The sequence below is a fragment of the Brevibacterium picturae genome (genome assembly GCF_900105045.1).
In the GTDB taxonomy this organism is placed as follows: Bacteria; Actinomycetota; Actinomycetes; order Actinomycetales; family Brevibacteriaceae; genus Brevibacterium; species Brevibacterium picturae.
Map to the genome: position 1 here is coordinate 1332294 of NZ_LT629739.1, position 22484 is coordinate 1354777.

Genomic DNA, 22484 nt, shown 5'->3' on the forward strand with positions numbered 1-22484 from the left:
GCGCGGCCGGTCGTGCCCTACAGCAGGTACGGTGCCAGCACCGAAAGTGTGACGAGGACGATCCCGCCGCCGATGCGCGATGAGATCGACAGGAACGGCAGCAGGTTCAATCGCTGCGATGCCTGCAGCACTGCCAGATCTCCACTGGAGCCGAAGTCGGCCAGCCCCAGTCCTGCCGAGATGGCGGATTCTATCCAATACAGCTTGACCAGCCAGCCGACGAACCCGGCAACCACTGCCGCGATCACCACGGTCAACAGCGTCATCGCGATATACCCCGGGTCGGAGATCAGCGAGAGGACCTCCTCGATATTGATGGCGATAATGCTGAGGGCCACCAGGATTGCAGGGATCATCGCATTGGCGACGAAGACGTACCACAGGTCCACCGAGGCCTCGACGTAATCGGGCAGGGGGATGAACACCTTGATCAGTGCGCAGATGACGATGAGGAACACATAGGCATGCAGGGCAGGCATCAGATCGCTGAGAAGATTCGACACGGCGAAGAGCGCACCGGCCAGGAAGAAGCCGGTGGCCGCCAGCTTGACTGCGGCCGTGGGTGAAGTGAGATTCTCGGCGGTCCCCTCGGGAAGCTTGACTCCCTGTGCGAGCACTCCGTTTCCGTTGAAGGCGCGGAGCCGATGCCCCTGCTTCTTCCCCACAGCGTTGAGCACCGCTGCAACGATGATGCAGATGATGTTGGCCACGGCCACGGCCGGAACGAGAGCAGTAAGGTAGGCAGAGGCAGGCTGGTCTCCGTTCTGAGCAATGATCTCCGAGATTGGGATCGCACCCGCAGCGACGCCGCCACCGAGCACAGGTCCGGCGACGAAGAAGATCGCATAACCCGCGCCCACGCCCGTAATCGTCCCGATCAGACCCAGAACAGCCAAACAGGCCGCGATCGTGGCGATGATAGGGATGAGGATTCGAGCGCCAGCCTTGATGAGCAGCCCACGGGGCATGCCGAGGATGCTGCCGGTGATGAGGGCCGCCACGACGAACTCCCCGAATCCGGAGGTATCATAGAAGCTGGTGACCAGCCCCTCGATCGGTCCGGGTAGGACGCCGAAGTATTTGAAGATCGCAGGCACGAGGATGCACAGGATCACCCCGCCGCCGATGAGCTTGAAGTAGGGAATCGAACTCCCCACCCACATCAGCACTCCGCCGAGGGACATAACCACGGCGAAGGCTGCCGTCATTCCCGTGCCCTCGGTTGTGAGACTCACCGCGATGAGCACGATGATCGCCATCGGAATGAACGCCAGGACCGGCAGCCCCATGATCGTTCGGTCGATTGGCTGTTTGTTCTCCTGGAGGCTCTCCGCCTGCGCAGAGTCTTCTTTGACTTCTCGGCTCGTCATGATTGCTCCGGTCCTACTTGGTAGACAAACTTCTTTGATTGCATACAGTTAAGTGTATGGTGTTTCTGAGATCGGCTCTATTGCTGGGAACACATGACAGCATACAGCAGAAGGACGGACGATTGTATGCAACTTATTGCTTCGAGGGAGAACCAGTGAACGTAGAGACACCACGACATTCAGCCACTGGCCCATTGCGTGGGATCAGAGTCCTTGAGATGGGCCAACTCATCGCCGGGCCGTTCTGCGGGCAGCTCCTCGGCGATCTCGGCGCGGAGGTCATCAAGGTCGAGGACCCGAAGAACGGCGATCCGATGCGCCAGTGGGGGCAGGCCACAGTCAAAGGCTCCTCCCTGTGGTGGTCGGTCCTGGCCCGCAACAAGAAGTCCGTGACCTTGAATCTGCGCACAGTCGAAGGTCAAACGGCCGCGCGTACCTTGGCGGAATCCGCAGACATCGTGGTCGAGAATTTCCGCCCGGGATCTCTCGAGAAGCGGGGGCTCAGCCACGAAGAGCTCAGCCGCAGCAATCCGGGCCTCATCATGCTGCGCGTGTCCGGGTTCGGCCAAAGCGGACCATATGCCAAGCAGGCGGGTTACGGATCGATCGGGGAGGCGATGGGCGGCCTCCGCTACGTCGTCGGCGATCCGTCCACCCCTCCATCACGCGTCGGAGTCTCCATCGGCGACTCTCTCGCCGCCCTGTTCGGAACCATCGGCGTCCTCGCGGCCCTCCAGGAGAGGCACACCAGCGGGCTCGGCCAGGTCGTCGACTCAGCCATCTACGAATCGGTACTGGGAATGATGGAGTCGCTGGTGCCCGAATGGACCGAAGAGGGGATCCAGAAGGAACGCAGCGGATCAACACTGCCCAAGATCGCCCCCAGCAATGTCTATCCCACTGCTGACGGCCAGTGGCTCATTATCGCCGCCAATCAGGACACGGTCTTCAGGCGTCTGGCTGCAGCGATGGGCAACCCTCAGCTCGCCGACGACCCCGAGTACGCCACCCACATCGCCCGGGGCAAGCGCCAGGCGGAGCTCGATGAGCTCGTCGCCGAATTCTCGCTGCAGTTCAGGGCCGATGACCTCATCGATCTGCTCAACGAGCATTCCGTTCCGGTCGGAAAGATCTTTCGCGTCGAAGACATGCTCAACGACCCCCAGTACAAGGCGCGCAGATCGGTCGTCGAAGTCGACAGCGACGACTACGGGACGGTGACGATGCAGAATGCCTTTCCCCGACTGAGCCGAACGGACACCGCTGTGAGATGGGTCGGACCCGAACTCGGCCAGGACACCGAGGAGGTGCTCTTCCAGGTCGGATACGATCAGAATGCCCTCGCAGAGCTGAGAGACAAGGGAGTGATCCGCTGATGTGGAACCTGCCAGATCGCGCACGCATCGTCGAGGTGGGGTTGAGGGACGGCCTCCAAGCCATCGAGGAGCCCGTGCCCACCGACCGCAAGATCGACATGGTCGCCGACATGATCGACGCGGGGTTCAAGGAAATCGAGGTCGCCTCCTTCGCCCACCCGAAGGTTCTGCCGCAACTGGCCGACGCCGAGGAAGTCCTGGCCAACATCCCCCGCCCGCCCGATGTGCGCTTCCGCGCTCTCGTCCCCAACGCCCGGGGAGCTCAGCGTGCCGCCGAGTGCGAACTCGACGAGCTGGCGTTCGTCATCCCGGCTGAGGACGGTATGGCGCGCAAGAACCAGGGGACGACGACTGCGGGGCTGTTGGATCAGCTCGATGAGATCAGAAGAGTCTCGCGTGCTTCCGGTCAGCGACTGATCGTCGCCGTCGCCTGCGCGTTCTTCTCGCCCTGTTTCGGACCTGTGTCGAAGTCCGCACGCGACAAAGTGATTCAAAAGGCCGCCGACGTGGGCGCTGATGGCGTCTACCTCGCCACGACGACCGGCGAGGAAAACCCGCTCGAGGTCTTCGCCGGGATCAGCGAAGCGAAGAGGGACTTCTCCTGTCTGGAGATCGGCACTCATCTGCACAACCGCAATGGGTTCGCTCCGGCGAATGCCCTGGCCGCACTGTCCGCCGGCGTGGATTGGATAGAGTCCTCGGTGGCCGGTCTCGGGGGCGACATGTGGTTCCCCGGCGATCCGACGGTCCTGGGCAATATGGCAACGGAAGACCTCATCCACCTGCTGGATGGAATGGGCATTTCCACCGGCATAGACTTGCAGCGTGTCAGACATATTTCTGAGAGTCTCATCGAGGAGACGAAGTTCCCAGTCAGCTCGTTCGTCAGCCGTGGAGGCACCCGCGAGGATCTTGCCAACGCAACATGGGACTGATGCCGCATGGCTGTGAATGAGGACGTCCACCCACCGCAGTTCGGCGAATCCCATTGGACCGAGGTGAGCTCGCGCATTCTCGGGCTGGTGATCTCCGGCGACCTGCCACCGGGCTCATGGATTCGTGAGAACGATCTTGCCAGCCGCCTCGGCGTGAGCAGGACCCCCATTCGCGAAGCATTCCGCGAGCTGGTGGGTGTCGGTGTGGTCGAGGTCGTGCCCCGCCGAGGCACGCGTGTTCGCAGCTACGATGCCGAGGAGATCGAACAGATCTACCGATCTCGTGCGGTCATCGAGCCCTATGTCATGTCGGAAAGCGTTGGGCGGCTGACTGAAGACGACTTCACCACGCTGTCCGAACTGGCAGACGAGATGAAGAGTCTGGCCGCTGATCCGGAGACACGGCATCGAATCGCTCCGGTGAACAACGAATTCCACGGCATCGTCATCCGCCGCAGTGCGGCCCAATCACTGATCACGACCACGTTCAACCTCATGATTCCTATCATCGTGGCGAAGCTCTTCTCCTCGTATTCGGACAGCGGCGTGTCCTTGAGCATGAACCATCACGACGAGCTGATCTCTGCGGCTCAGGCCGAGGACAAGGAATGGGTGGCCGCGGTGAGCAAGGCCCACATCATCAGCGGGCTCAACCGATTCAAGTCCATGCAGAGGACTCAGCCCGCAGACCAAGAAGGCGAACCATGAGCGTTGTGTATCTGGACCACCACGGCCAGGCGGAGTGAAGCTGAGCAACGGCGTAGCCGTGCGGTTGGACCCGTCTGCCTGTTCCGAAGTTCATACGTCCTTCGATCCCCCTGAGCGAGAGCTGTGACGCCGAGGTGACGCGCACCTCATCTGCGATCGTCTGTCTCAGCACGCCGTGCGTCGGTGAGTTCGGTGACCAGCGTTCGCACGAGCGCACCCAGGCGGAACCTGTCGGGGATCACGGTTCTGATTCCGTGGTCCCACAGCGGTGCCGCAGTGACGTTGCCGACCGCCGCAGCGAGCACGCCGGGCTCATCGTTGAACGCGTCGATGACCCGCGGCAGCACGCCTTCGTCACGTGCGACCTCGAGAAACGCGGTGGCGCCCGGCGCCGAGGTGAATGCCACAGCATCGCAGCGGCGACTCGCGACGAGGTGGACAGCCTCGACCACAGCATCCGGGTCGGGTGCCGGACCCCACCGATAGATCACGAGCGAGCAGACATCGGCGCCTGCAGCGGAGAAGGTCTCATCCAAACCGTCGTCGCCTGCCCCGTGATGCTGGACAGCGATCCGGACGCCGTTCACTCCCTCGTCAAGCAGTGCCTGTCTGATCTCGGAGTTGGTTTCGGATTCGGCGACCCAGGCGGTTTCCAGCCCGGCGGCCTGGATCGCACCGCGTGCCTTGGGTCCACGGGCGATGATTCGGGCACTGGCGAGCATCGCGTGCCACTGCTCGAAGAGGCCGGCTTCCTCGGCCACATTGCCCCAACCGGTGAAACCGACACCGGTCGTGACCACAATGACGTCGGGTTGGGTGTCGATGAGGGCACGCGTGCGTGCGACGAGCTCGGGGTCATCGATGTTCGGGATGACCGACAGTGTGGGTGCGTGCACGATGGTCGCATCGTGACGTTCGAGGGCTGAAGCAAATTGTTCGGCCTTCCGCTGCGCCGTCAGAACCACCCGGCATCCGGCCAGCTGGCCGCTGCGGTCACTTCGAGACTCGTCCATGCACACATCCTGGCCTCCGAAGCTCGGCAGAGCAACTCAACGGATCGAGGCTAGAGACGCTGAAGTCCGCTCGCTCTCTCACTCGTGCATGCGTGCACCCATGGTCACCCGAATCACGGCGTACCGCGGTCCCCGCAGGGACACCCCGACAAGGAGCACCTACCTGGACAGCGACACCAGCGTCCACTCAGCCGAAGTTCTCTCAATGCAGAATGTCCCGCAACCCTGGTGCCATGGACAGCAACTCTGCCGTTGCCGTCATTTTGTACCGCTCGTCGAGGATTGTCAGCAGATCTGACACCGAGAGTTTTGGGCCCTGCCGTCCGCTACGCTCGCATAGAGCAATCACGGCCAGGCTCCCCTGCGTCAGGTGCTGTCGCACGGTGTCGTAGGCAAATTCCCTCGCAGGGACTGCGCGGATGAGTGCCGGCAGTTTGGCAGTTGGAAAATCTTTGAGGTTCTCGGTGACGATGACTTCGGCACTGCCCATTTCTGCTGCGGCTACAACGTGCTCGTCATCGGGGTCTGGCAAACCGTATGTGCCCTCCAGCGGTTCCCAGCCAAGAATAAGCGCGTCGTCGAACGACTGCGACATTTGACCGATCAATCTTTGCGCAGCTAGTTCAGCGTCGTCTACCGCCGATCCCCGGCTGACCAACTTCTTAGCCTCATGATGGGCAAGTTCGTCGAGGATAACTGTGCTCCACATGGGTCGGTAAGCACCCTCAACCGCAAGCGACAGCAGGAAATCGCGCTGCAGGCTAGGCCAGAGCACGCTCGTGTCGAGCACCGCGGCAAACATGGATTGATCCTATGTCAGATCACCCTGCTGATCGACGCTTCGCAGCCACTGCCTTACGCGCTTCCCGAAGTTCAGCCAAGGTCTGGTCGATATCCGCCGTCTCGTCGACGTCGACGGACAGCGCATCGATGGCAGCGTATTGTTTTCGACGGCGCTCCTCGCGATAGTCCAAAACATCTGTGAGAGCGATACGGCGGTGCGAACCCGAGCGCGTGTAAGGAAGTTTTTCGCCGTCGAGCGCCTTAATCAGCGTCGGTCGGCTGATCCCCAATAGGTCGGCGGCCTGCTGAGTCGTCAACATCTGCGAGGTGGGCGAGATTGTCACTGACAAGCCCTTCTGCATCGCCTCCACAACACTGCGCAAGACCTGGTAGACCTCGGAGGGAAGCTCAACCGTGTTGTCATCTTCTGCCCCGACGAGATAATAGCGCGGGATAGGGTTGTGCGCTTCTTCGGCAGTGAGCATGTCGTAGACGCGGCCGACTTGCCGAGTATCGCTAGCACTGTAGGTCGACGATGCGAGGAATTCTGTTGCGGACATGAGCCTCTCCTTTTATGCATCAATCGCAAGTAATTTCGATTGCTTCGTTTAGTCTACCGCGCGTGATCCTGCAAAGAGAAGAGCAACCCCGCCTCACCCATGCATCCGCGCGCCTTTCACCAACCGATCCACCGCATTCTTCGGCCCGCGCAGAGCAATGCCGACTAAGTTGAGGTCCTCGGCCGCGACCGCAGCCACGGCCTCACGGTTGGCGGCATCGTGGCCGGTCGAGAACAGTTCCTGCGTGTACACAGCCGTCGATATTCCCCGACCCAGCGCCTTCGTTCGAGCCTTGGCCAGCACCTCGGCACCGGCGGTCATGACGAGGACTGGCTGGCGCAGCATCGGAAGGTAGTCGTTGCCGTCGGCGTCTCGGTAGTTCTCCCCCACCAGGTCCGGTTCGCTGGTCGCGATGCCGGACATGAGGAACGCGGTGACGTTGAGTTCCTGCCAGGGCAGCAGGTCATCGCGGAGGACCACGACGACCTTCGTGTCGAAGCGCACCACCTCGGCGCTGGCGGAACTGACCGTATCGGTGGTGCCTGCGGCTGTCTCTGCTGTGTTCGTGTTTTCGTGCATGCCCCCACTCTTGTTCAATTCCACAGGTGGGTCTTGTACGTTTGTGACATGGCTGATGTGATCCACGCGTGGCACCCGAATGTGCCCCTGGTGCAGGAGGTGCTCCACGCACAGTTCGAGCATCATGCCTACCCGTCGCACACTCATGATTCATGGACCGTCCTGCTTGTCGATCAGGGAACCGTGACCTACGACCTGGATCGCCACGAGCACCAGACGTCGAACTCGACGGTGACGCTGCTGCCGCCGCAGGTGCCCCACGATGGCCGCTCGGCGACTCCTGATGTTCCGTTTCGCAAACGCGTGCTCTACCTCGAACCCGAATGGCTGCCCCTGGGCGCCATCGAGGCCGCAGCGGAGACACCCACGCTCTTCGACCCGAGCGTCACCTCGACCGTCGACCAGATCCATGCCGCATTGAATGACCCGGCCGATGTCCTCTCCGCCGAGTGCGGAGTTCTCGCGCTGCGTGACCTCGTACAGCCGCATCTGAAGTCACCGGTCGACACTGCTTCTGACACGCCTCTGGCCCGTCGTCTGCGTCACCTGCTCGATGATCGCTTGGAGGAGACCTTCACCATCGCCGAGGCGGCCGCTGACTTAGGTGCCCACCGCAGTCACCTGGTCCGGGTGTTCACCCAGACCTACGGAATCGCCCCGCACCAGTACGTCATCGGCCGTCGCGTCGACCGCGCCCGCAGGCTTCTCCTGTCCGGGCTCTCCCCCGCCGAGGCGGCCGCCCAGTCCGGCTTCCACGACCAATCCCATCTCACCCGGCACTTCCGCCGGACGCTGGGAACAACACCGGGCGTCTTCGCGGCCTGAGGCTCTACGACGCCCCAGCTCAGACTACGAAAGTGCCGGTGACAACGCCCAGACCATCGAACCTCGCAGACAAAGAATCACCCGGTTCAACTGGGATGGGCTCACTGCATGTACCTGTGGTGATGAAGTCCCCTGCAGCCAGACCGATGTCGACGGCGGAGAGCTCATTGACCAGCCAGGTCAGTGCTGCGGCTGGGTCACCGAGAACGTTTCTGCCTACCCCCTCAAAGGCTCGGGACCCTGATGGGCCGTCGACTTCAGCTGTCATCGACACCTCCGAGAGATCCGCTGAGGTCCAGCTGTCCATCGCTTCAGGCCCCAGCACAAACCGGTGTCCGCAGGCGTTGTCGGCGATCATCTGCAGTGCACCGGCTGTGGTGACATCGGTGAAGCGGGAACTTGGCAGTTCGATGCCGAAGTGCAGCGCAGCCACCGCCTCCATCACTTCGTCGAGGGTGTAAATGTTTGTGCGCGGAGGCAGCGCGGTGCCGAGGACGAACACGAACTCCGGCTCGGCCAGACACATCGAGTTACCACTCAGCGACACGGCCTCCCCGTCTCCTTGTACACGGTCGGCGAGTACGCGACCACCCAGCGGGCCCTCCACGTTGATATGACGTTGCCCGGCCTCACTCGTCGCCGCGATCTTCCACCCGCGGGTGGGTTGCCCTTCCAACTCGGCATAGCGGGTCTGCATCGCGTAGGCCTCTGCCCGAGTCGCAGGAACTGCTTCTGCCGGCAGCGCATCGATCGCCGCCCCTTGCAGACCCACCTTGTGCACGGCGGTGGCACCGCGTTCGATCTTCTCCGTCGAAGACATCGCATTCACGTCCGTCATGAGATCAGTGTGGCACGGCACGAGCGAACCGCGGAGGTGTGACCGTCAATCGGTCATATCGTCAGCACTGTCTTAGGCAGCTGGCCGTAGTCCATCTGCCGGTGAACCTCCACAACGTCCTCGAGCGGGGCCGTGGCCGGAGCTGGCACTTGAAGCTCCCCGTTTTCGATGAGCTCAGCCACGTATTCGAGCGCGACATGATCCGGTTCGACGATGACGTTCGTCCAGCGGACGCCCGCCTGTGCGGCAGCCGCGTCGAGGCCCTGTTGCTGCCCCGAGGGTACTCCGACGACGATCCCGTCCGGTTTGGTCAGTGGAACTGCGCGAAGGGCGAACTCCCCACCGATGAGGTCGATGACGACGTCGACATCACTGATTCCTCCGGCACCGAGGTTGGGGTCGTCGAATTCCTCACTCGCATAGTCGATCGCCCGGTCCACACCGAGAGACTCGAGATGTTTCAGCTTCTCTCCCGTTGCGTGACCGATGACAGTCGCGCCCAGCTTCTTCGCCATCTGCACGACATAGGTACCCACGGTGCCACCACTGCCGAGGACGAGCACGGTCTGCCCGCTGCGCACATCCGCGGCTTCGTGCACGATCTGGTACGCCGTCGTGGCAGGCAGAGGGATCGACGCAGCAGTCGCGAAATCCAGAGAATCGGGAATGCGCACGAGGTGGCGAGACGGTGAGGTCACAAATTCGGCATACCCGTTGGCCGGGTAGGGAAAACGGGGCATCCCGAAGACGCGATCACCTAGTGCGAAGCGATTCACCCCATTGCCCAGGGCGGAGACCTCACCGGCAATATCCCATCCGACGGTGATGGGGAAAGCGCCCATGAGCTTTGCCACGGATGCTCCGCCACGAGTCTTTCCGTCGACCGGGTTGACTCCCACATGGCTGACGCGCACCTGAACCTCGGTGTGAATGGGTTCAGAGATCGGTGCGTCGTGGATCAGGGTGAGGACTTCAGGCCCGCCGAATTCGTTCTGGACTACCGCACGCATCTTGCTCATCTCTCCACCGTTCAACGTCGCCGAGGCGGCCGCATCGGTCGGCGTCCATGACCAGTCTCAACTCACTTGCCATTTCCGGCGAGCCCAAGGGACGGCGCCTGGTATTTATGTCTTGTGAATCATCTTCCCATTGAAGAGCTACGGGCCGTAGATCTATCCCGCAATCCATTCTTCAAATTTCACCGCGTCGAAGATCTCTCTGCGGTGATTACGGGAGATCCTATTGAGACTCATGAGCCGCTCACGCATCGCACGAACCCGCTCCTCATTTAAAGTTTCGAGCCTCAGACCGACACTCACCAATGACCAAGTGTCAATACACTTGATTCCCTCCGCAAACGGTCTGGCCCTGAAGTCATCTGTTACAAATATCGCCTTGAGCATGCGACGCTGGATAATGGTGATTGTTTCAGCCTCGCCTAAGTGCTTGTCGTCGCCATTCTTCATATTCTGTTCAGCGAGATCTACGTCGAGCGCCTCTGCAAATGCCATCTCCCACCGCAGTCGGCGAATTTGAACATGCTCGTCGTCGCTGGGAAAGACCGGTTCGCCGAGCACAAGCTCAGCCGCGTAGCCAAGGCCCGATATCCCATAATTCGACGGTCCACGACCATCGCACTCACGCTGGACAGTTGCTGTCCAGGTGCCTTTACCCTGCAGGATTTCCTTCAGACAGTCCATCTCATCGCAAAGACTAAAGTTGATGAGGACGTTGGTGTCATGGAAGAAGAACAGGGGTTTTGAATCCACATCCAGCAGCCTTATCTAAGAAGCGATAGCAACTCATCGCCCTCAATGGGAGTCATAGGAGCTGGGTCGGGAACCTCGAGTTCCGCCTCATCAGTACCAAGCATCCAAGCAAGATAGCTCTTGTTCAGCTTGCCGGATTCGATCCGCTGCAGGTGAGCAGATCGCAACCATGTGGGAAAGCAGCGCGCACTCGCGCGAGCCATTCGGTCAGTGATTTTGTCCGGGCCCTGTACGTGTCGACTCTTGCTCCAGTATTTCCGCAGGACGCCCTGAGTCTTGAGTTCGAGCGCTGCCGAAATCTCATGCGATGGAACGATGCCAAGCTTGTTCAACCGAGCTTTCACCGTCCCCGTTGACACTCCCGACTCCCATAGAAAGTCAGCTAAGTCGTTGCACAGTGTCGACTGCCAATCGAATGCGCGCATTGACTCTTCTGGGAGGAGCAATTGAGCGGCAAAGTTATTAGCCTTCGCTTCAAACACATCGACTTTATCGCTACAAGGGCGAACGTCTTCATGACCAAGAGCATGATGTGCAAGCTCGTGGGCGATCGACCAATTCTCATTGAACCAATTGCCTGAACCATTGACGGCAATGACCTTTCGGCCTGTGACGGTGAAAGAGTAGGCAGTAGTCAGCTCCGATAGAACGACAACATCCACGCCGAGCACTTCGAGCTTATCTGCAAATCGTTCGACGAATCCTGGACCGAGAATCTCCCGGAACTTCGCTGGATCCGCAGGCAATTTCGAAGTTGCGCTAAGCTCCCCGGCCAGGTTGAAGGCAGTCTGAATCTTAATCAGGACGTCTCTATCTTCTTCAAGACCGTCGACTGAGCGTGTTTTTGTCTCATGGTCGAATCTATGCCGAGCAGCAAAGTTAAGCCGAGCCGGATCGAGCTCGCCCGTGATCAGGTAATACACATCTTCATCGAGAGCCCGCGCAATGTCTGCAAGCTCGACTGCGGCAAAACCTCTCTGCCCACGAAGCGCTCGCGACATCGCGTCGGGTGTCATCTGAGTATGTTCGGCCAGCGTCTTTTGAGCCATGCCACGTTTCCGCATGACTGCAATGACTCTGTCTCCTATAGAACTCATAGTCCAATTCTAGACCGGAAATTGGGAAATTCCCAATTTCATTTCCGGACTTCGCATAGTCGCCACTCGCGTAGGCACAATCCTGGTTGGCGACGTAACTACTGCGCTCTTACCACCGAGCACCTGGATTGCCTGCCGCTTGAACGGCCGCCCCAGCAAACAGCTACTCCCCGACGTGTTCCCGAACCCACTCAAGAACGGTCCGCGCAATCTCCTCCGGGCTAGACTCTGGGAGCCAATGGGATGAGCCTTCGAGGGGGACAAATCGGTATGGGCCCTCCACATACTCAGCACTACGCTCCGCAGTGGCACGAGGGAAGGCGATGTCCTCGCTGCCCCACACGAAGGTTGTCGGCACGGTGACTGGAGTGCTCGACAATCGAGCTCGGCCGTCCGCCGCCTGATAGTACTTCAGCACCGCGTCCATTGCTCCAGGCTCGCTCAAGCGCGCTACGTAGGAGGCCGCCATGTCATCAGGTACGTCACCAGCGTAGAGATCGATGAGTCGTTCTCCGTCATTGCGCAGCAGAGTGCGGGCAACTCCGTCCGGATGGTCCTGGACCGCGCGCATGTATTCCATGCGCTCGTATTGATCCGGATCCGCCTGCACCTGCTTGGCATGGGCAATCGGATGTGGAGTCGAGACGACGGTGTTCGTCAGCAGACGCTCTGGATGGTTCGCAGCGTAATGCCACGCGACCATCCCACCCCAGTCATGGCCGATGAGGTGGAAGCGGCCCAGTCCCACCGAGCGTGAGATCTCGTCGAGATCCGCGACCAGATGGGGCATCGTGTACTCGTCAACAGATTCCGGGCGCGCTCCCGGCGAATATCCTCGCTGGTCATAGGCGAACACGCTCATCCCTTGCTCCAAGAGCAGCGCGGCTGTCCTCTCCCAGCAGGAGGCGTATTCGGGCCACCCGTGCAGCAGCAGCGCATCTCCCAGCCGCGGATCTGAACGAGCCGGTGTCGCCTGGAAACCGGCGAACTCCCCGCCCGAGGTGCTCACCGTCAGCGCCTGCGCATTCGCAACGAAGGGCAGCTCTGCCAGTCGTGCTGCCACAGAAGCATTGTCGAACGGATCGTTGCTGGCCATAACCATCACACCCACCGATACTCATACTCAGGCCGCCCCGGCGTCCCGTGCCGTGGCTGCTTGACCGCCTGCTTCGTCTTCACCAGATGCTCCAGATACCGGCGCACCGTCACCCGAGAGAGGTCCAAGGTCGTTGCCACCTCGGTGGCCGACACAGCAGAGTCAGCATCCCGCACAACACCGGAGATCGCCGTCAGAGTCTCCTCGATCAACCCCTTGGGCAACCTACCTGAGGACACGGACCGCAGGGCGCTGAGCGCGTTGTCCACCGAAGCCTGTGTGGCCAAGGATCCGGCACCGGCACCGTCAAGGTTGAGGCGGAAGTCCCGCTGGTTCTCCAGCTTCTCGCGGAAGATGGTGAAGGTGAACGGCTTGATCAGGTACTGCGTCACCCCGCTCGAGATCGCGGACCGAATAACCTGCAGGTGGCGCACCGCTGTAATCGCGATGATGTCGGCACCGTACCCTTTGGCGTTCATTCGTTGGGCCACGTCGATTCCGTGCGAATCGGTGAGGTTCATGTCCAGCAGCACGATGTCGACCGGAGCACCGGCAACCGCCAAAGCCTCGAATTTCTCGAGCGCATCGTGGCCGGACAGGCAGGTGCCGGCGACGACGAATCCGGGCACGCGGCGCGCGAAGTCCGCGTGAGCCTCGGCGGTCATCGGGTCGTCTTCGACGATGAGCACCCGCAGGTCATCATTGTTCGCCATCGTTACCTCCTTCAGTCAGCGGCAATGTCACCGTGAAGATCGCTCCCCCGTCGGATTCGACCTCGAGATCTCCGCCGAGTCTCGTCACAGCCTGGCGCACCAGCACCAACCCGAAACCTCGGCCGCCGGATCCAGCCGGAGCAGCCTTCCCAGAAGCGCCGAGGTGGAAGATGGCGTCGAACTCCTCCGTGTCGATTCCCGGCCCGGAGTCCGCAATCGTGATGATCAGCTCCCCTTCGGCGGCGGCGAAGTCCGCCCACACATGCCGTTCCTCCGAGGGCGCCGCGGCATCGATGGCATTGTCGAGGAGGTTGCCGGCGACGGTGACCAGGTCACGGGCGTCGAGGCTATGGGGCGGCAGCTCCCCCGCAGCGGTGACAGTGAGCTCGACTCCGCGCTCGTGGGCCTGAGCAGCCTTGCCGATCATCAGGGCCGTGACGAAAGGCTCATCGAGGGCATCGACGAACGAATCGGTGAGCCTCTGCGACTCCTGCTGATCGCGGACCGCGAAGTCGAGGGCTTCACGGGAGCGCCCCAGCTCGATGAGCGTGGCCACCGTGTGCAGGCGGTTCGAATGCTCATGGGTCTGGGCCCGCAGCGCCTCGGACAGGGTCCGCATCGTCTCGAGTTCGCCGGTGAGCTCCTGAATGTCCGTGCGATCGCGCAGGGTCGCCACGGTCCCACCGAAGTCGGAGCCGGAGCCACCTCCGGAACTGGAAACACTTCCCGACCTGAATCCTCCGCGCTCCGGTTGGCTCGCCTGCTTCTGGTTGACCACCAGCACCCGATCCCGGGTCAGGTGGATCTCATCGACGGCATCCCGACCCGACGACAACAAAGATGACACGGACGAGGGCAGGGCCACCTCGGCGAGGGGAATGGGGGTGCGCTCATCGGGGTCGGGCAGACCCAAGAGCTCGGCGGCCTCATCGTTGTAGAGGACCAGGCGCCCATCATCGTCGACGAGGATGAGGCCCTCGCGCAGGGAATGCAACGCGGAGTCGTAGAAGGCGAACAGGGACTTGAGCTGCTCGGGCCCGTAGCCCAGCGTCACTCGGCGCAGGTAGCGGCTGAGGACCCAGGAGCCGAGCCCGCCGAGTCCGATCGCGGCGAGTCCGACGGTGATGATCTGCGGCAGTGCGGCGGCCCGGGCCACCGACAGCGTCTTCAGCGTCACCCCGACCGAGACCATCGCTGTGACCTCGCCGGATGAGTCGGTGATGGGCACGATCGCCCGCACCGACTCCCCCAGCGTCCCCACGTATACTTCGACCTGGCTTTCATCGGCCAGCGCCTGGTCGATGCTGCCGATATAGTCCTTGCCCAGCTGGTCGGGATCCGGGTGCGTGTAACGAGTCCGGTCGCGGTCCATGATCGTCACGAAGTCGACATCGGCCGTCGAGATCACGGTCAGCGCATAGGGCTGCAGCTTCGCCGAAGCATCCGATCCTTCCACAGAAGAAATGACGAAGGGGTCATGGGCCAGGGTCTCGGCGATGGACAGCACCCGCTCCGAGGTCGCCTCCCGGGCCGAGCCCAGCGTCGAGACGTAGCTGGTGACGGACAGCGCGGCGCAGACAATGACGATGAGTGCCAGCTGGAGGAAGAAGAGTCGGCGTGCCAGCGGTCCGCCTCGGCCCCGGACACGGCCGGGCACGCCGGTTCTCCTCACCAGGTCACTTCCGTTCGACGACTATTTCTTCTTGTTCTTCTTCTTTTTCTTCGATCCGCTCGCGAGCATCAGAGCCACGCCGATCGCGGCCAGCCAGGTGTCCTTGGCCACGGCGGTGCCCTCCTCGGAGGGGCGGATACCGTCGTCTTGGGTCATCGATTCGATGGAGAAGTAGTTCGCGACGAGCCCGGCGGAGAACGTCGTCAGCGCGGCTCCGGCAATGCGGGTGGGGACGAAGGGCAACAGGAGTGCGGCGCCGACGGCGATCTCACCATAGGACAGGAACTTTCCGAACTGCTCAGGGGTCATTTCCTCCACGAACGGGACACCCGTGGCGGCCATCTGCTGCAGACCGGCGGCGGACTCGTCGTCTATGCCGAGCTTGCTGATGCCGGAGTTGAGAATGAACGCACCGGGAATGGCGCGCAGAAGTGCTGTATCAAGTTTCATGTGCTGTCCCTTCATATCGTCATGACGTACAGCCCCACATTAGCCGACCTGCCGGCTGTGTCCATGAACACTATGAACGCAACCGAGACAGCCGTCACAGTCCCTGCCAGGATAAGTGGGAAATTCTTCGCGGCCAGATGCCGCGAGCACATCCACTCAAGGAGGAGACATGGCAACGCTGCCATCAGACAACACCGTCGCCGAGGCGGGTCCCACCCCACCGAAGCGCAAGAAGGACCGTACGCACTGGCTCTACATCATGGTCATCATCGCCGTGTTCGCCGGTGCCGCCATCGGACTCATCGCCCCCGAAGCCGGTAAGGCACTCGAACCGCTGGGCAAGGCCTTCATCGCACTCATCAAGATGATCATCGCCCCGATCATCTTCTGCACCATCGTCCTCGGCGTCGGGTCCGTGGCCCGTGCGGCGACCGTCGGCAAGGTCGGCGGCATCGCTCTGGTCTACTTCCTCATCATGGCCACCTTCGCCCTGATCATCGGGCTGGTCGTCGGCAATCTCATCCACCCCGGCGAGGGCCTGAAACTCGAACCCTACGAGGCGGCCGCCGGCGGAGAATCGGGCGGGACCGTCGACTTCCTCATGAGCCTCATCCCCGGGTCCATCCCGGTCCTGCCGACCCTGGTGCTCGCGCTCCTCGTCGGATTCGCCCTGCAGTCCATGGGCAAGGCCGGCGAGCCCGTCCTCAAGGGAATCGGCCACATCCAGGCCGTCGTCTTCAAGCTCATGATGATGATCATGTGGGCCGCCCCCGTCGGCGCCTTCGGTGCCATCGCCGCAGTCGTCGGCAAGACCGGCTGGGCCGCAATCGGTGCAATGGCCACCCTCATGGGAGCCTTCTACCTCACCTGCGCCCTGTTCATCGTCATCGTCTTGGGCTCCATCCTCAAGATCGTCACGGGCCTCAACATCTTCCTGCTGCTGAAGTACCTGGCGCGTGAGTTCCTGCTCATCTTCTCCACCTCGTCCTCCGAGTCGGCACTGCCGCGTCTGATCGCGAAGATGGAACACGCCGGAGTCTCGAAGCCCGTCGTCGGCATCACAGTGCCCACCGGGTATTCGTTCAACCTCGACGGCACCGCCATCTACCTGACCATGGCTTCGCTCTTCGTCTCCACCGCAATGGGCATGCCGATGAGCCTGGGCGAGCAGATCTCGCTGCTGGTGTTCATGATCATCGCCTCGAAGGGTGCCGCCGGTGTCTCCGGCGCGGGACTGGCAACCCTGGCCGCTGGCCTGCAGTCCCACCGCCCCGAACTCCTCGACGGCATGGGCGTCATCGTCGGCATCGACAAGTTCATGTCCGAGTGCCGTGCCCTGACGAACTTCACCGGCAATGCCGTGGCCACCCTGCTCATCGGCAAGTGGACGAACGAGATCGACATGGACCAGGCACGCGCGGCACTGAATGGCTCCACCCCGTTCGACGAGCAATCCCTCGAACCGGATGCCCACGGTGCGCCGGAGGTCACCGAGGACGAACCGACCGAGAAGGCGAAGGTCTCCGTGAACTGACCTGCCCGCACTCCAGAAGCGCTCCACCGCGGGTGCCGATGTTCCTCACTGCGAGGATATCGGCACCCGTGGTGATCCACAGTGCGAAGGAGCGACATATTCGCCGAGGCGGCCGACGTCTGAATTGAGGCCTACAGATACGTAGGACGACGTGATGATCCGAGGCTATATCTCGTTGCCCGAGTCCATATCTCGGTATGCGTCGGCGCAGACGGAGCAGACATCGAGATGATCTGGATTCATCGTCGGAACGAACCACATCCCGCACAGACCCCTGACAGGTTCACCGTCGATGGTCGCGTCAACAATCGAATGCTTCTTCGCATAGTGTGCGCGCACAGCCAAGCGAAGGCCTGATTCAGCTATTGATTCGGGTAGCTCGCCGAGCTCGACTGCCTCGGCGGATGCATTGATGACGGATTGGGACACAATCACCGACCAGTGGAGATCGTTCCCCTGACCTGGTAGTAATCTCCACTCATCGACAATCGGCTCCACTGCTTCTTGTACCAAGTGGACTGCCTCCTCCACGAGGTTCAACCTGGACAGATCCTGAGACGAGACCCGCAGGTAGAGCTCATTCAGTTCCTCACCCTCAACTGTTTCGCGGGCGAAGTCGAATTCCAAGTGAAGCAATGGCGACTCGACTTTACAGGGAGATGGGGCAGGGACGTGGAATGGGACAGGAATGCCCACTTGGTAAGCACGTTCGAGACAGACCAGAACCGAGAGCTGGATTTGCCGAGCCCAAGCTTCCCTACGTGCGATTTTCGTTTCAACGCGCTGGAGTCGACGGTCGTCCTCATCTGGCAAGAACTGTTCCGCGCCTCCCGCCGCAACTCGGCTCATGAAGGAACGATAGAAATCGCGGTCATCACCAGCCGCGCGCAATCCGCCGGCGCAGAGCCACACTTCGCCCTCTCCGATGAGATCGGAATCGGTAGCCGCGCCTCGCCAGCGAGACACCTTCTGTTTCCACCAATGCGGCGAAGTGAGTCCACTGATACTTTCCCTTCGGACAGTGTGACCGCCGGCTTCGAATGATGCACTGAAACTGCGGACTAATGGATGGTCAGCCATCCCCACCGTCGGCAAAGATTCGATCAGGTCGGCGACTCCGGAATCCTTGCAGTCAGAACGCAAGACATCCCACAGGACACGAAAGTCGCGAAACTGCGACGTATCACCCCAGTCCTCGCTGAGGTCCCGACACAGGCAGCGCAAAGTCACACGACGTATATAGTCCACGCGATCATGTTAGCGCCGGCCACTGACATACAACCGCCGCCCACTGACATGCGAAGGGTCCCTCAATCCATCTCGTCAAGTGACAGTGCTCGACTATCCCGTCGCCGGGCGACGGAACGAGCCGCCGACTTCCGAGCTTCTTCAGTCTTGTCAATAAATGCCGCCAGGTCGGACATCGCGATACGCCGATCGCGTTTTCCTACGACGGTGAACGGAAGCGCGCCCGAGTCCAGGACCTTATACAGATGAGCCCGACTGACGCCGAGCATCTTCGCGGCAGCCGAGGTGGTGACGGCATCGTCAGATGTAGCCATGACAACGTCGTTGCCCGAACGCAAGGTTCTCGCGAGTGTCTCGAGAGCTTCGCGAGCGGCGTCATTCGTCAGGGAACCGGCAAATGCATCGATCTCGGCAAGAGTCTCTTCAGGAGTCGCCGAAGATGGGACGGTATGAGTGGGCATGGTCTCCGCCAGTCTCGAATTGCTGAATGAATAGGAGGGAAAGCCGAACTCACTCGGCCTCCTCTATATGTCACAAGTGTCACACATGGTCGACCCGGGGGTCAATTCTCGATCAGCTCTGTACGTCGCCGACCCCTTCACAGTCTTACGCCCCGACCCGGCACGCCCGTCCGAGCGCCGCGTGGAGGTCGGGCGCATCGAGCATCCCGGCATGCCGGGCGGGCACGGAGATGCTCACAGCGGCCACCGCCTCTCCATCGGCCTCCCGCACGGCCATCCCCAGAGCGGCGACGCCCCGCTCGGTACGCTCCCGATTGAGCGCGAAGCCGACCCGGCGGATGGAATCCAGCCGTCGACGGAATCGGTCGAAGTCCGCCTCGTCGAGAAAGTCGCCCGAGGTGCGGGCCGAGTTCGAACGGTAGAGGCTCTCGAGCACCCCGCCATCGAGCTCGGCAAGCAGCACCTGACCGCCCGAGGTCAGCGCCGCCGGGAGGAGGGGCTGAACCCTGAGTGGTGGACACGCTGAGACTGGCCCATAATGGGCCGGAGAATGCGAGTAGAAACCATGCCGAAGAAGAAGTACTCCGATGAGTTCAAAGCCGACGCCGTCGAGCTGTATGAGACTCATCCTGACATGTCCTATACCCAGGTCGCGGCCGACCTCGGCGTCTCCAGGGGAGCAGTCAAGACGTGGGTGTACCAGTCGCGCAAAGCCGCTGGAGCGGTGCCGACAGGGTCGGCTGATCACCCAGAGGCAACCGAGGACGAGATCGCCCGTCTGCGGGTGGAAAACGCGGACCTGCTCGAGCGACAGAAGCGTCTACGAGCCGAGAACGATCAGTTAGCCGAGGAACGGGCGATTCTGCGCAAGGCCACGAAATATTTCGCGGCAGAGACGAGCTGGTGATCCGCTTCCAGTTCGTTGATGACTACCGTGGCACCCACGAGGTGAAGCGGATGTGTGCAGTGCTGGGCATCCAGCGCTCAAGTTATTACAAATGGCGGGCAACTCAGTCGGCGAGGGTCACCCGCCAGGCTGCCGACGAGGCGCTGGTGGAGAGGATCCGGGACCATCACGAGGAATGGGACCACACGTACGGATACCGGCGAATGACGGTCGAGCTCGCCGAGGACCCGGACGTCGACGGGCCGGTCAACCATAAACGGGTCGCCCGGCTGATGCGGGCGAACAACATCGTCGGCGTGCATCTGCGCAAACCTCACATCACCACGGTCAAGGATCCTGGTGCGCAGGTCTTCGCGGACCTGGTCAAGAGGGACTTCACGGCCGCCGAGGTAGGCACAACCTACGTTGGCGACATCACGTATTTGCCATACGGGACGGAGGGGAAGTTCTTATATTTAGCCACGGTCATCGATGTGTGTTCGAAGCGGATCGTGGGCTGGTCGATCGCTGATCATATGCGTACCAGCCTCGTCGAAGACGCGCTGTACAGTGCAGTAAATGAGGTTAGCCTCGAATAGTGGACACCCAAGGTAGCGGGATTTCAGGTCCTGCTGGAAGGATGTTCAACATGTCAGATCAGAAGCGACAGCGGCGTTCGTACACGCCGGAGTACCGCATCGAGGCCGCGAATCTCGTCATCAGCACGGGTCGGTCGATCGCGGCGGTAGCGAAGGAGCTCGGAGTCGGCGAGCAGACCCTGGGCACTTGGGTCAAGGCCGAGAAGGACAGACTCCGCGGCGAAGGCGAGTCAACCGGGCCTCTGGGAGAGGACGAACGTGGTGAACTGGCACGGTTGAAACGGGAGAATTTCGAGCTTAAACAAGATAACGAGTTTCTGGGAAAAGCGGCCGCCTTCTTCGCGTCGAAGCCTCGAAACAAGAGAAGTTCGAACTGATGGCAACGGAGAAGGCGAATTACTCGGTGCGTCGCATGGCCAGCCTCCTCGCAGTCACGAAGTCCGGGTTCTATGCGTGGATGAAACGACGGTCGGCAGGTCCGTCTAAGCGGGCGAGGGTGCAGCGAGACCTCGACGCACAGGTCCGTCAGGTCCACACCGATTCTGACGATGTCTATGGGGCACCCAGAGTCACAGCGGAACTGGCTCGTGAAGGTCGGTGCGTGGATGAGAAGACGGTCGCTGCGTCGATGCGACGCCAAGGCCTCGAGGGAGTCAGCCCTCGTAAGTTCCAGCCGGTGACGACGTTGCCGGGTGTGGACACTTATCACATTCCTGATCTCGTCAAACGGGTTTGGGACCAGGGCGACTTAGATGCTGTCTGGATCAGCGATATCACGTATCTGCGCACGTGGGAGGGGTTCGTCTACCTCTGCGTGATTCGCGACGGATGCTCGAGGAGAGTGCTCGGGTGGGCCATGGATGACCGACAGGATTCCGACCTGGTTGAGCGGGCGTTGCGGATGGCTCATACCCTACGAGCGATGACTCCGAATGACGTGATTTTTCATGCTGACCGCGGCGCACAATACACGTCAACGCAGCTGTATCACGCGTCCGGTGAGCTGGGGTTGAAGCAGTCGGTGGGGCGCACCGGGGTGTGTTGGGACAACGCGATGTCGGAGTCGTTTTGGTCGTCGTTGAAGTCGGAGTTCTTCGATCGTCGGGTGTGGCAGACGCGGACCGAGGTCAAGCGCGAGGTCGCTCGGTGGATCGAGATTGTCTATAACCGACGACGGTTGCATTCCGCGTTAGGGATGGTGCCGCCGGTGGAGTTCGAAGGCAATCTTCTGGCTGGTCGGCAGGCTGGTCAGGTGGAGAAGGAAGCGTCTACGCAGGCTGCGTGACGTAGCACACGTGTCCACGACTTGCGGGGAACCTCATAAACGACAGAGAAACACTCAACGATACGATTTTCCACTCGGATCATGGTCGTCAATATACGTCCTCGGCGTTCCAGGCGACGTGTCGCCGGTTAGGTGTGGTCCAGTCGATGGGCAGGATCGGGTCGAGTGCTGACAATGCTCTGGCGGAGTCGGTGAACGCGGCTCTGAAGCGGGAGACGCTACAGGGCGCGAAGCGGTGGGACACGGCGGCTCAATGTCGGCGTGAGGTGTTCCGGTGGTTGATTCGCTACAACTCGAGGCGCAGGCATTCGGGTCTGGGTTATCGAGCACCGGTTGACTTCGAGTTTGATTGTGCATCTATGATGGATCTTGCCGCCTGATAGTACACATTGACGTGTCCACTTCCAGGGGTTCACGCCCAAGCATCCGACGAGAATCACTGACCCTGACGACCAAGTTGGTAGTCGCACCGTCGAAATGGCTGCTTTTCAAATCGAAACCGGTTCTGTTCGACGAGTGTCCTTTGTCGGCACGTGTGGAAGTGCCCAGGTCAAACGGCACAGCCCTGACTTTTCAACATTCCTAGTTCGCCAAGAACATTGGCACAGACGAACAGGAAGTGAGAATGCTGACGAATGTATCTGATCACAGTAAGTCTCACTGCCACTCCAATCTAAGCGAAAGCAT

25 protein-coding genes are annotated in these 22484 nt (G+C 61.2%); 9 read left to right on the forward strand and 16 right to left on the reverse strand.

Translation table 11 applies throughout. The annotated features are described in order from the left end of the window. Positions 1-17: 17 nt before the first annotated feature. A complete protein-coding gene (locus BLT92_RS06320) occupies positions 18-1370 on the reverse strand; it encodes a 2-hydroxycarboxylate transporter family protein (RefSeq protein WP_092104143.1) in 1353 nt (450 codons plus the stop codon). A 155-nt stretch (positions 1371-1525) separates the two neighbouring features. On the opposite strand from BLT92_RS06320, the gene BLT92_RS06325 reads away from it, so the two are divergent. From BLT92_RS06325 to BLT92_RS06335, 3 genes are read left to right on the forward strand one after another with little or no spacing between them, the layout of a single operon-like run. After that, positions 1526-2746: a CaiB/BaiF CoA transferase family protein gene (locus BLT92_RS06325; protein WP_197679676.1), complete on the forward strand. Its 1221-nt coding sequence runs from the start codon at positions 1526-1528 to the stop codon at positions 2744-2746. Beyond that, positions 2746-3681 (forward strand): hydroxymethylglutaryl-CoA lyase, encoded by a 936-nt coding sequence (locus BLT92_RS06330; RefSeq protein WP_092104146.1) that lies wholly within the window; start codon positions 2746-2748, stop codon positions 3679-3681. Before BLT92_RS06325 ends, BLT92_RS06330 begins: the two co-directional genes overlap by 1 nt. 6 nt (positions 3682-3687) lie before the next feature. Then, complete coding sequence (locus BLT92_RS06335) at positions 3688-4389, forward strand: GntR family transcriptional regulator (protein WP_092104147.1); 702 nt, start codon at positions 3688-3690, stop codon at positions 4387-4389. A gap of 146 nt (positions 4390-4535) precedes the next feature. Here BLT92_RS06335 and BLT92_RS06340 read toward each other — a convergent pair whose 3' ends face one another. The 4 genes from BLT92_RS06340 to BLT92_RS06355 all read right to left on the reverse strand — a co-directional run bounded on the left by BLT92_RS06340 (position 4536) and on the right by BLT92_RS06355 (position 7324). Next, positions 4536-5402 (reverse strand): uroporphyrinogen-III synthase, encoded by an 867-nt coding sequence (locus BLT92_RS06340; protein WP_092104149.1) that lies wholly within the window; start codon positions 5400-5402, stop codon positions 4536-4538. 202 nt (positions 5403-5604) lie between these two features. Further along, on the reverse strand, positions 5605-6204 hold the full coding sequence (locus BLT92_RS06345) for a PIN domain-containing protein (RefSeq protein WP_092104151.1): 600 nt from the start codon (positions 6202-6204) through the stop codon (positions 5605-5607). Between the two features lie 19 nt (positions 6205-6223). Next, positions 6224-6745 (reverse strand): helix-turn-helix domain-containing protein, encoded by a 522-nt coding sequence (locus tag BLT92_RS06350; protein WP_092104153.1) that lies wholly within the window; start codon positions 6743-6745, stop codon positions 6224-6226. Between the two features lie 93 nt (positions 6746-6838). Then, positions 6839-7324 (reverse strand): DUF2000 family protein, encoded by a 486-nt coding sequence (locus BLT92_RS06355; RefSeq protein WP_092104155.1) that lies wholly within the window; start codon positions 7322-7324, stop codon positions 6839-6841. Positions 7325-7372: 48 nt separating this feature from the next. Here BLT92_RS06355 and BLT92_RS06360 point away from each other — a divergent pair, with 48 nt between their 5' ends. Next, a complete protein-coding gene (locus BLT92_RS06360) occupies positions 7373-8149 on the forward strand; it encodes an AraC family transcriptional regulator (RefSeq protein ID WP_092104157.1) in 777 nt (258 codons plus the stop codon). A gap of 19 nt (positions 8150-8168) precedes the next feature. Here BLT92_RS06360 and BLT92_RS06365 read toward each other — a convergent pair whose 3' ends face one another. From BLT92_RS06365 to BLT92_RS06400, 8 genes are all read right to left on the reverse strand, one after another. Next, positions 8169-8987 (reverse strand): 2-keto-4-pentenoate hydratase, encoded by an 819-nt coding sequence (locus BLT92_RS06365; RefSeq protein ID WP_197679677.1) that lies wholly within the window; start codon positions 8985-8987, stop codon positions 8169-8171. Positions 8988-9040: 53 nt separating this feature from the next. Then, positions 9041-10006 carry an NADP-dependent oxidoreductase gene (locus tag BLT92_RS06370; RefSeq protein WP_092104159.1) on the reverse strand — a complete coding sequence of 322 codons (966 nt, stop codon included), beginning with the start codon at positions 10004-10006 and terminating at the stop codon, positions 9041-9043. A gap of 153 nt (positions 10007-10159) precedes the next feature. Further along, positions 10160-10756, reverse strand: a complete 597-nt coding sequence (locus tag BLT92_RS06375; protein ID WP_092104161.1) for a hypothetical protein — start codon at positions 10754-10756, stop codon at positions 10160-10162. Between the two features lie 11 nt (positions 10757-10767). Next, positions 10768-11853, reverse strand: coding sequence for a helix-turn-helix domain-containing protein (locus BLT92_RS06380; protein WP_092104163.1), 1086 nt, complete (start codon positions 11851-11853; stop codon positions 10768-10770). Positions 11854-12016: 163 nt separating this feature from the next. Continuing rightward, positions 12017-12916, reverse strand: coding sequence for an alpha/beta fold hydrolase (locus BLT92_RS06385; RefSeq protein ID WP_231939059.1), 900 nt, complete (start codon positions 12914-12916; stop codon positions 12017-12019). A gap of 38 nt (positions 12917-12954) precedes the next feature. Further along, positions 12955-13662 (reverse strand): response regulator, encoded by a 708-nt coding sequence (locus BLT92_RS06390; protein ID WP_092104165.1) that lies wholly within the window; start codon positions 13660-13662, stop codon positions 12955-12957. Continuing rightward, positions 13649-15319 carry a sensor histidine kinase gene (locus tag BLT92_RS06395; RefSeq protein WP_092104166.1) on the reverse strand — a complete coding sequence of 557 codons (1671 nt, stop codon included), beginning with the start codon at positions 15317-15319 and terminating at the stop codon, positions 13649-13651. Before BLT92_RS06395 ends, BLT92_RS06390 begins: the two co-directional genes overlap by 14 nt. Before the next feature lie 36 nt (positions 15320-15355). Continuing rightward, positions 15356-15784, reverse strand: a complete 429-nt coding sequence (locus BLT92_RS06400) for a hypothetical protein (RefSeq protein ID WP_092108866.1) — start codon at positions 15782-15784, stop codon at positions 15356-15358. Positions 15785-15953: 169 nt separating this feature from the next. Here BLT92_RS06400 and BLT92_RS06405 point away from each other — a divergent pair, with 169 nt between their 5' ends. Further along, complete coding sequence (locus BLT92_RS06405) at positions 15954-17318, forward strand: cation:dicarboxylate symporter family transporter (protein WP_092104168.1); 1365 nt, start codon at positions 15954-15956, stop codon at positions 17316-17318. Between the two features lie 165 nt (positions 17319-17483). On the opposite strand, the gene BLT92_RS06410 is transcribed toward BLT92_RS06405, so the two are convergent. The 3 genes from BLT92_RS06410 to BLT92_RS06420 all read right to left on the reverse strand — a co-directional run bounded on the left by BLT92_RS06410 (position 17484) and on the right by BLT92_RS06420 (position 19655). Then, positions 17484-18566: a DUF3039 domain-containing protein gene (locus BLT92_RS06410; RefSeq protein ID WP_157691351.1), complete on the reverse strand. Its 1083-nt coding sequence runs from the start codon at positions 18564-18566 to the stop codon at positions 17484-17486. 62 nt (positions 18567-18628) lie between these two features. Next, on the reverse strand, positions 18629-19027 hold the full coding sequence (locus tag BLT92_RS06415) for a helix-turn-helix domain-containing protein (RefSeq protein WP_092104172.1): 399 nt from the start codon (positions 19025-19027) through the stop codon (positions 18629-18631). A gap of 145 nt (positions 19028-19172) precedes the next feature. Continuing rightward, positions 19173-19655 carry an IclR family transcriptional regulator domain-containing protein gene (locus BLT92_RS06420; protein WP_092108869.1) on the reverse strand — a complete coding sequence of 161 codons (483 nt, stop codon included), beginning with the start codon at positions 19653-19655 and terminating at the stop codon, positions 19173-19175. On the opposite strand from BLT92_RS06420, the gene BLT92_RS06425 reads away from it, so the two are divergent. The 4 genes from BLT92_RS06425 to BLT92_RS06440 all read left to right on the forward strand — a co-directional run bounded on the left by BLT92_RS06425 (position 19593) and on the right by BLT92_RS06440 (position 22177). After that, on the forward strand, positions 19593-19934 hold the full coding sequence (locus tag BLT92_RS06425; RefSeq protein WP_231939060.1) for a transposase: 342 nt from the start codon (positions 19593-19595) through the stop codon (positions 19932-19934). The genes BLT92_RS06420 and BLT92_RS06425 overlap by 63 nt on opposite strands. Beyond that, positions 19931-20512 carry an IS3 family transposase gene (locus BLT92_RS06430; RefSeq protein ID WP_092104176.1) on the forward strand — a complete coding sequence of 194 codons (582 nt, stop codon included), beginning with the start codon at positions 19931-19933 and terminating at the stop codon, positions 20510-20512. Before BLT92_RS06425 ends, BLT92_RS06430 begins: the two co-directional genes overlap by 4 nt. A gap of 50 nt (positions 20513-20562) precedes the next feature. Beyond that, positions 20563-21797, forward strand: a protein-coding gene (locus BLT92_RS06435) for an IS3 family transposase (protein ID WP_231939061.1) whose coding sequence is annotated in 2 segments (ribosomal slippage) — positions 20563-20830 and positions 20830-21797 — 1236 coding nt in all. Because the reading frame shifts where the segments join, the coding sequence is not laid out codon by codon here. Between the two features lie 35 nt (positions 21798-21832). Then, positions 21833-22177 (forward strand): integrase core domain-containing protein, encoded by a 345-nt coding sequence (locus BLT92_RS06440; RefSeq protein ID WP_092104179.1) that lies wholly within the window; start codon positions 21833-21835, stop codon positions 22175-22177. Positions 22178-22484 lie beyond the last annotated feature (307 nt).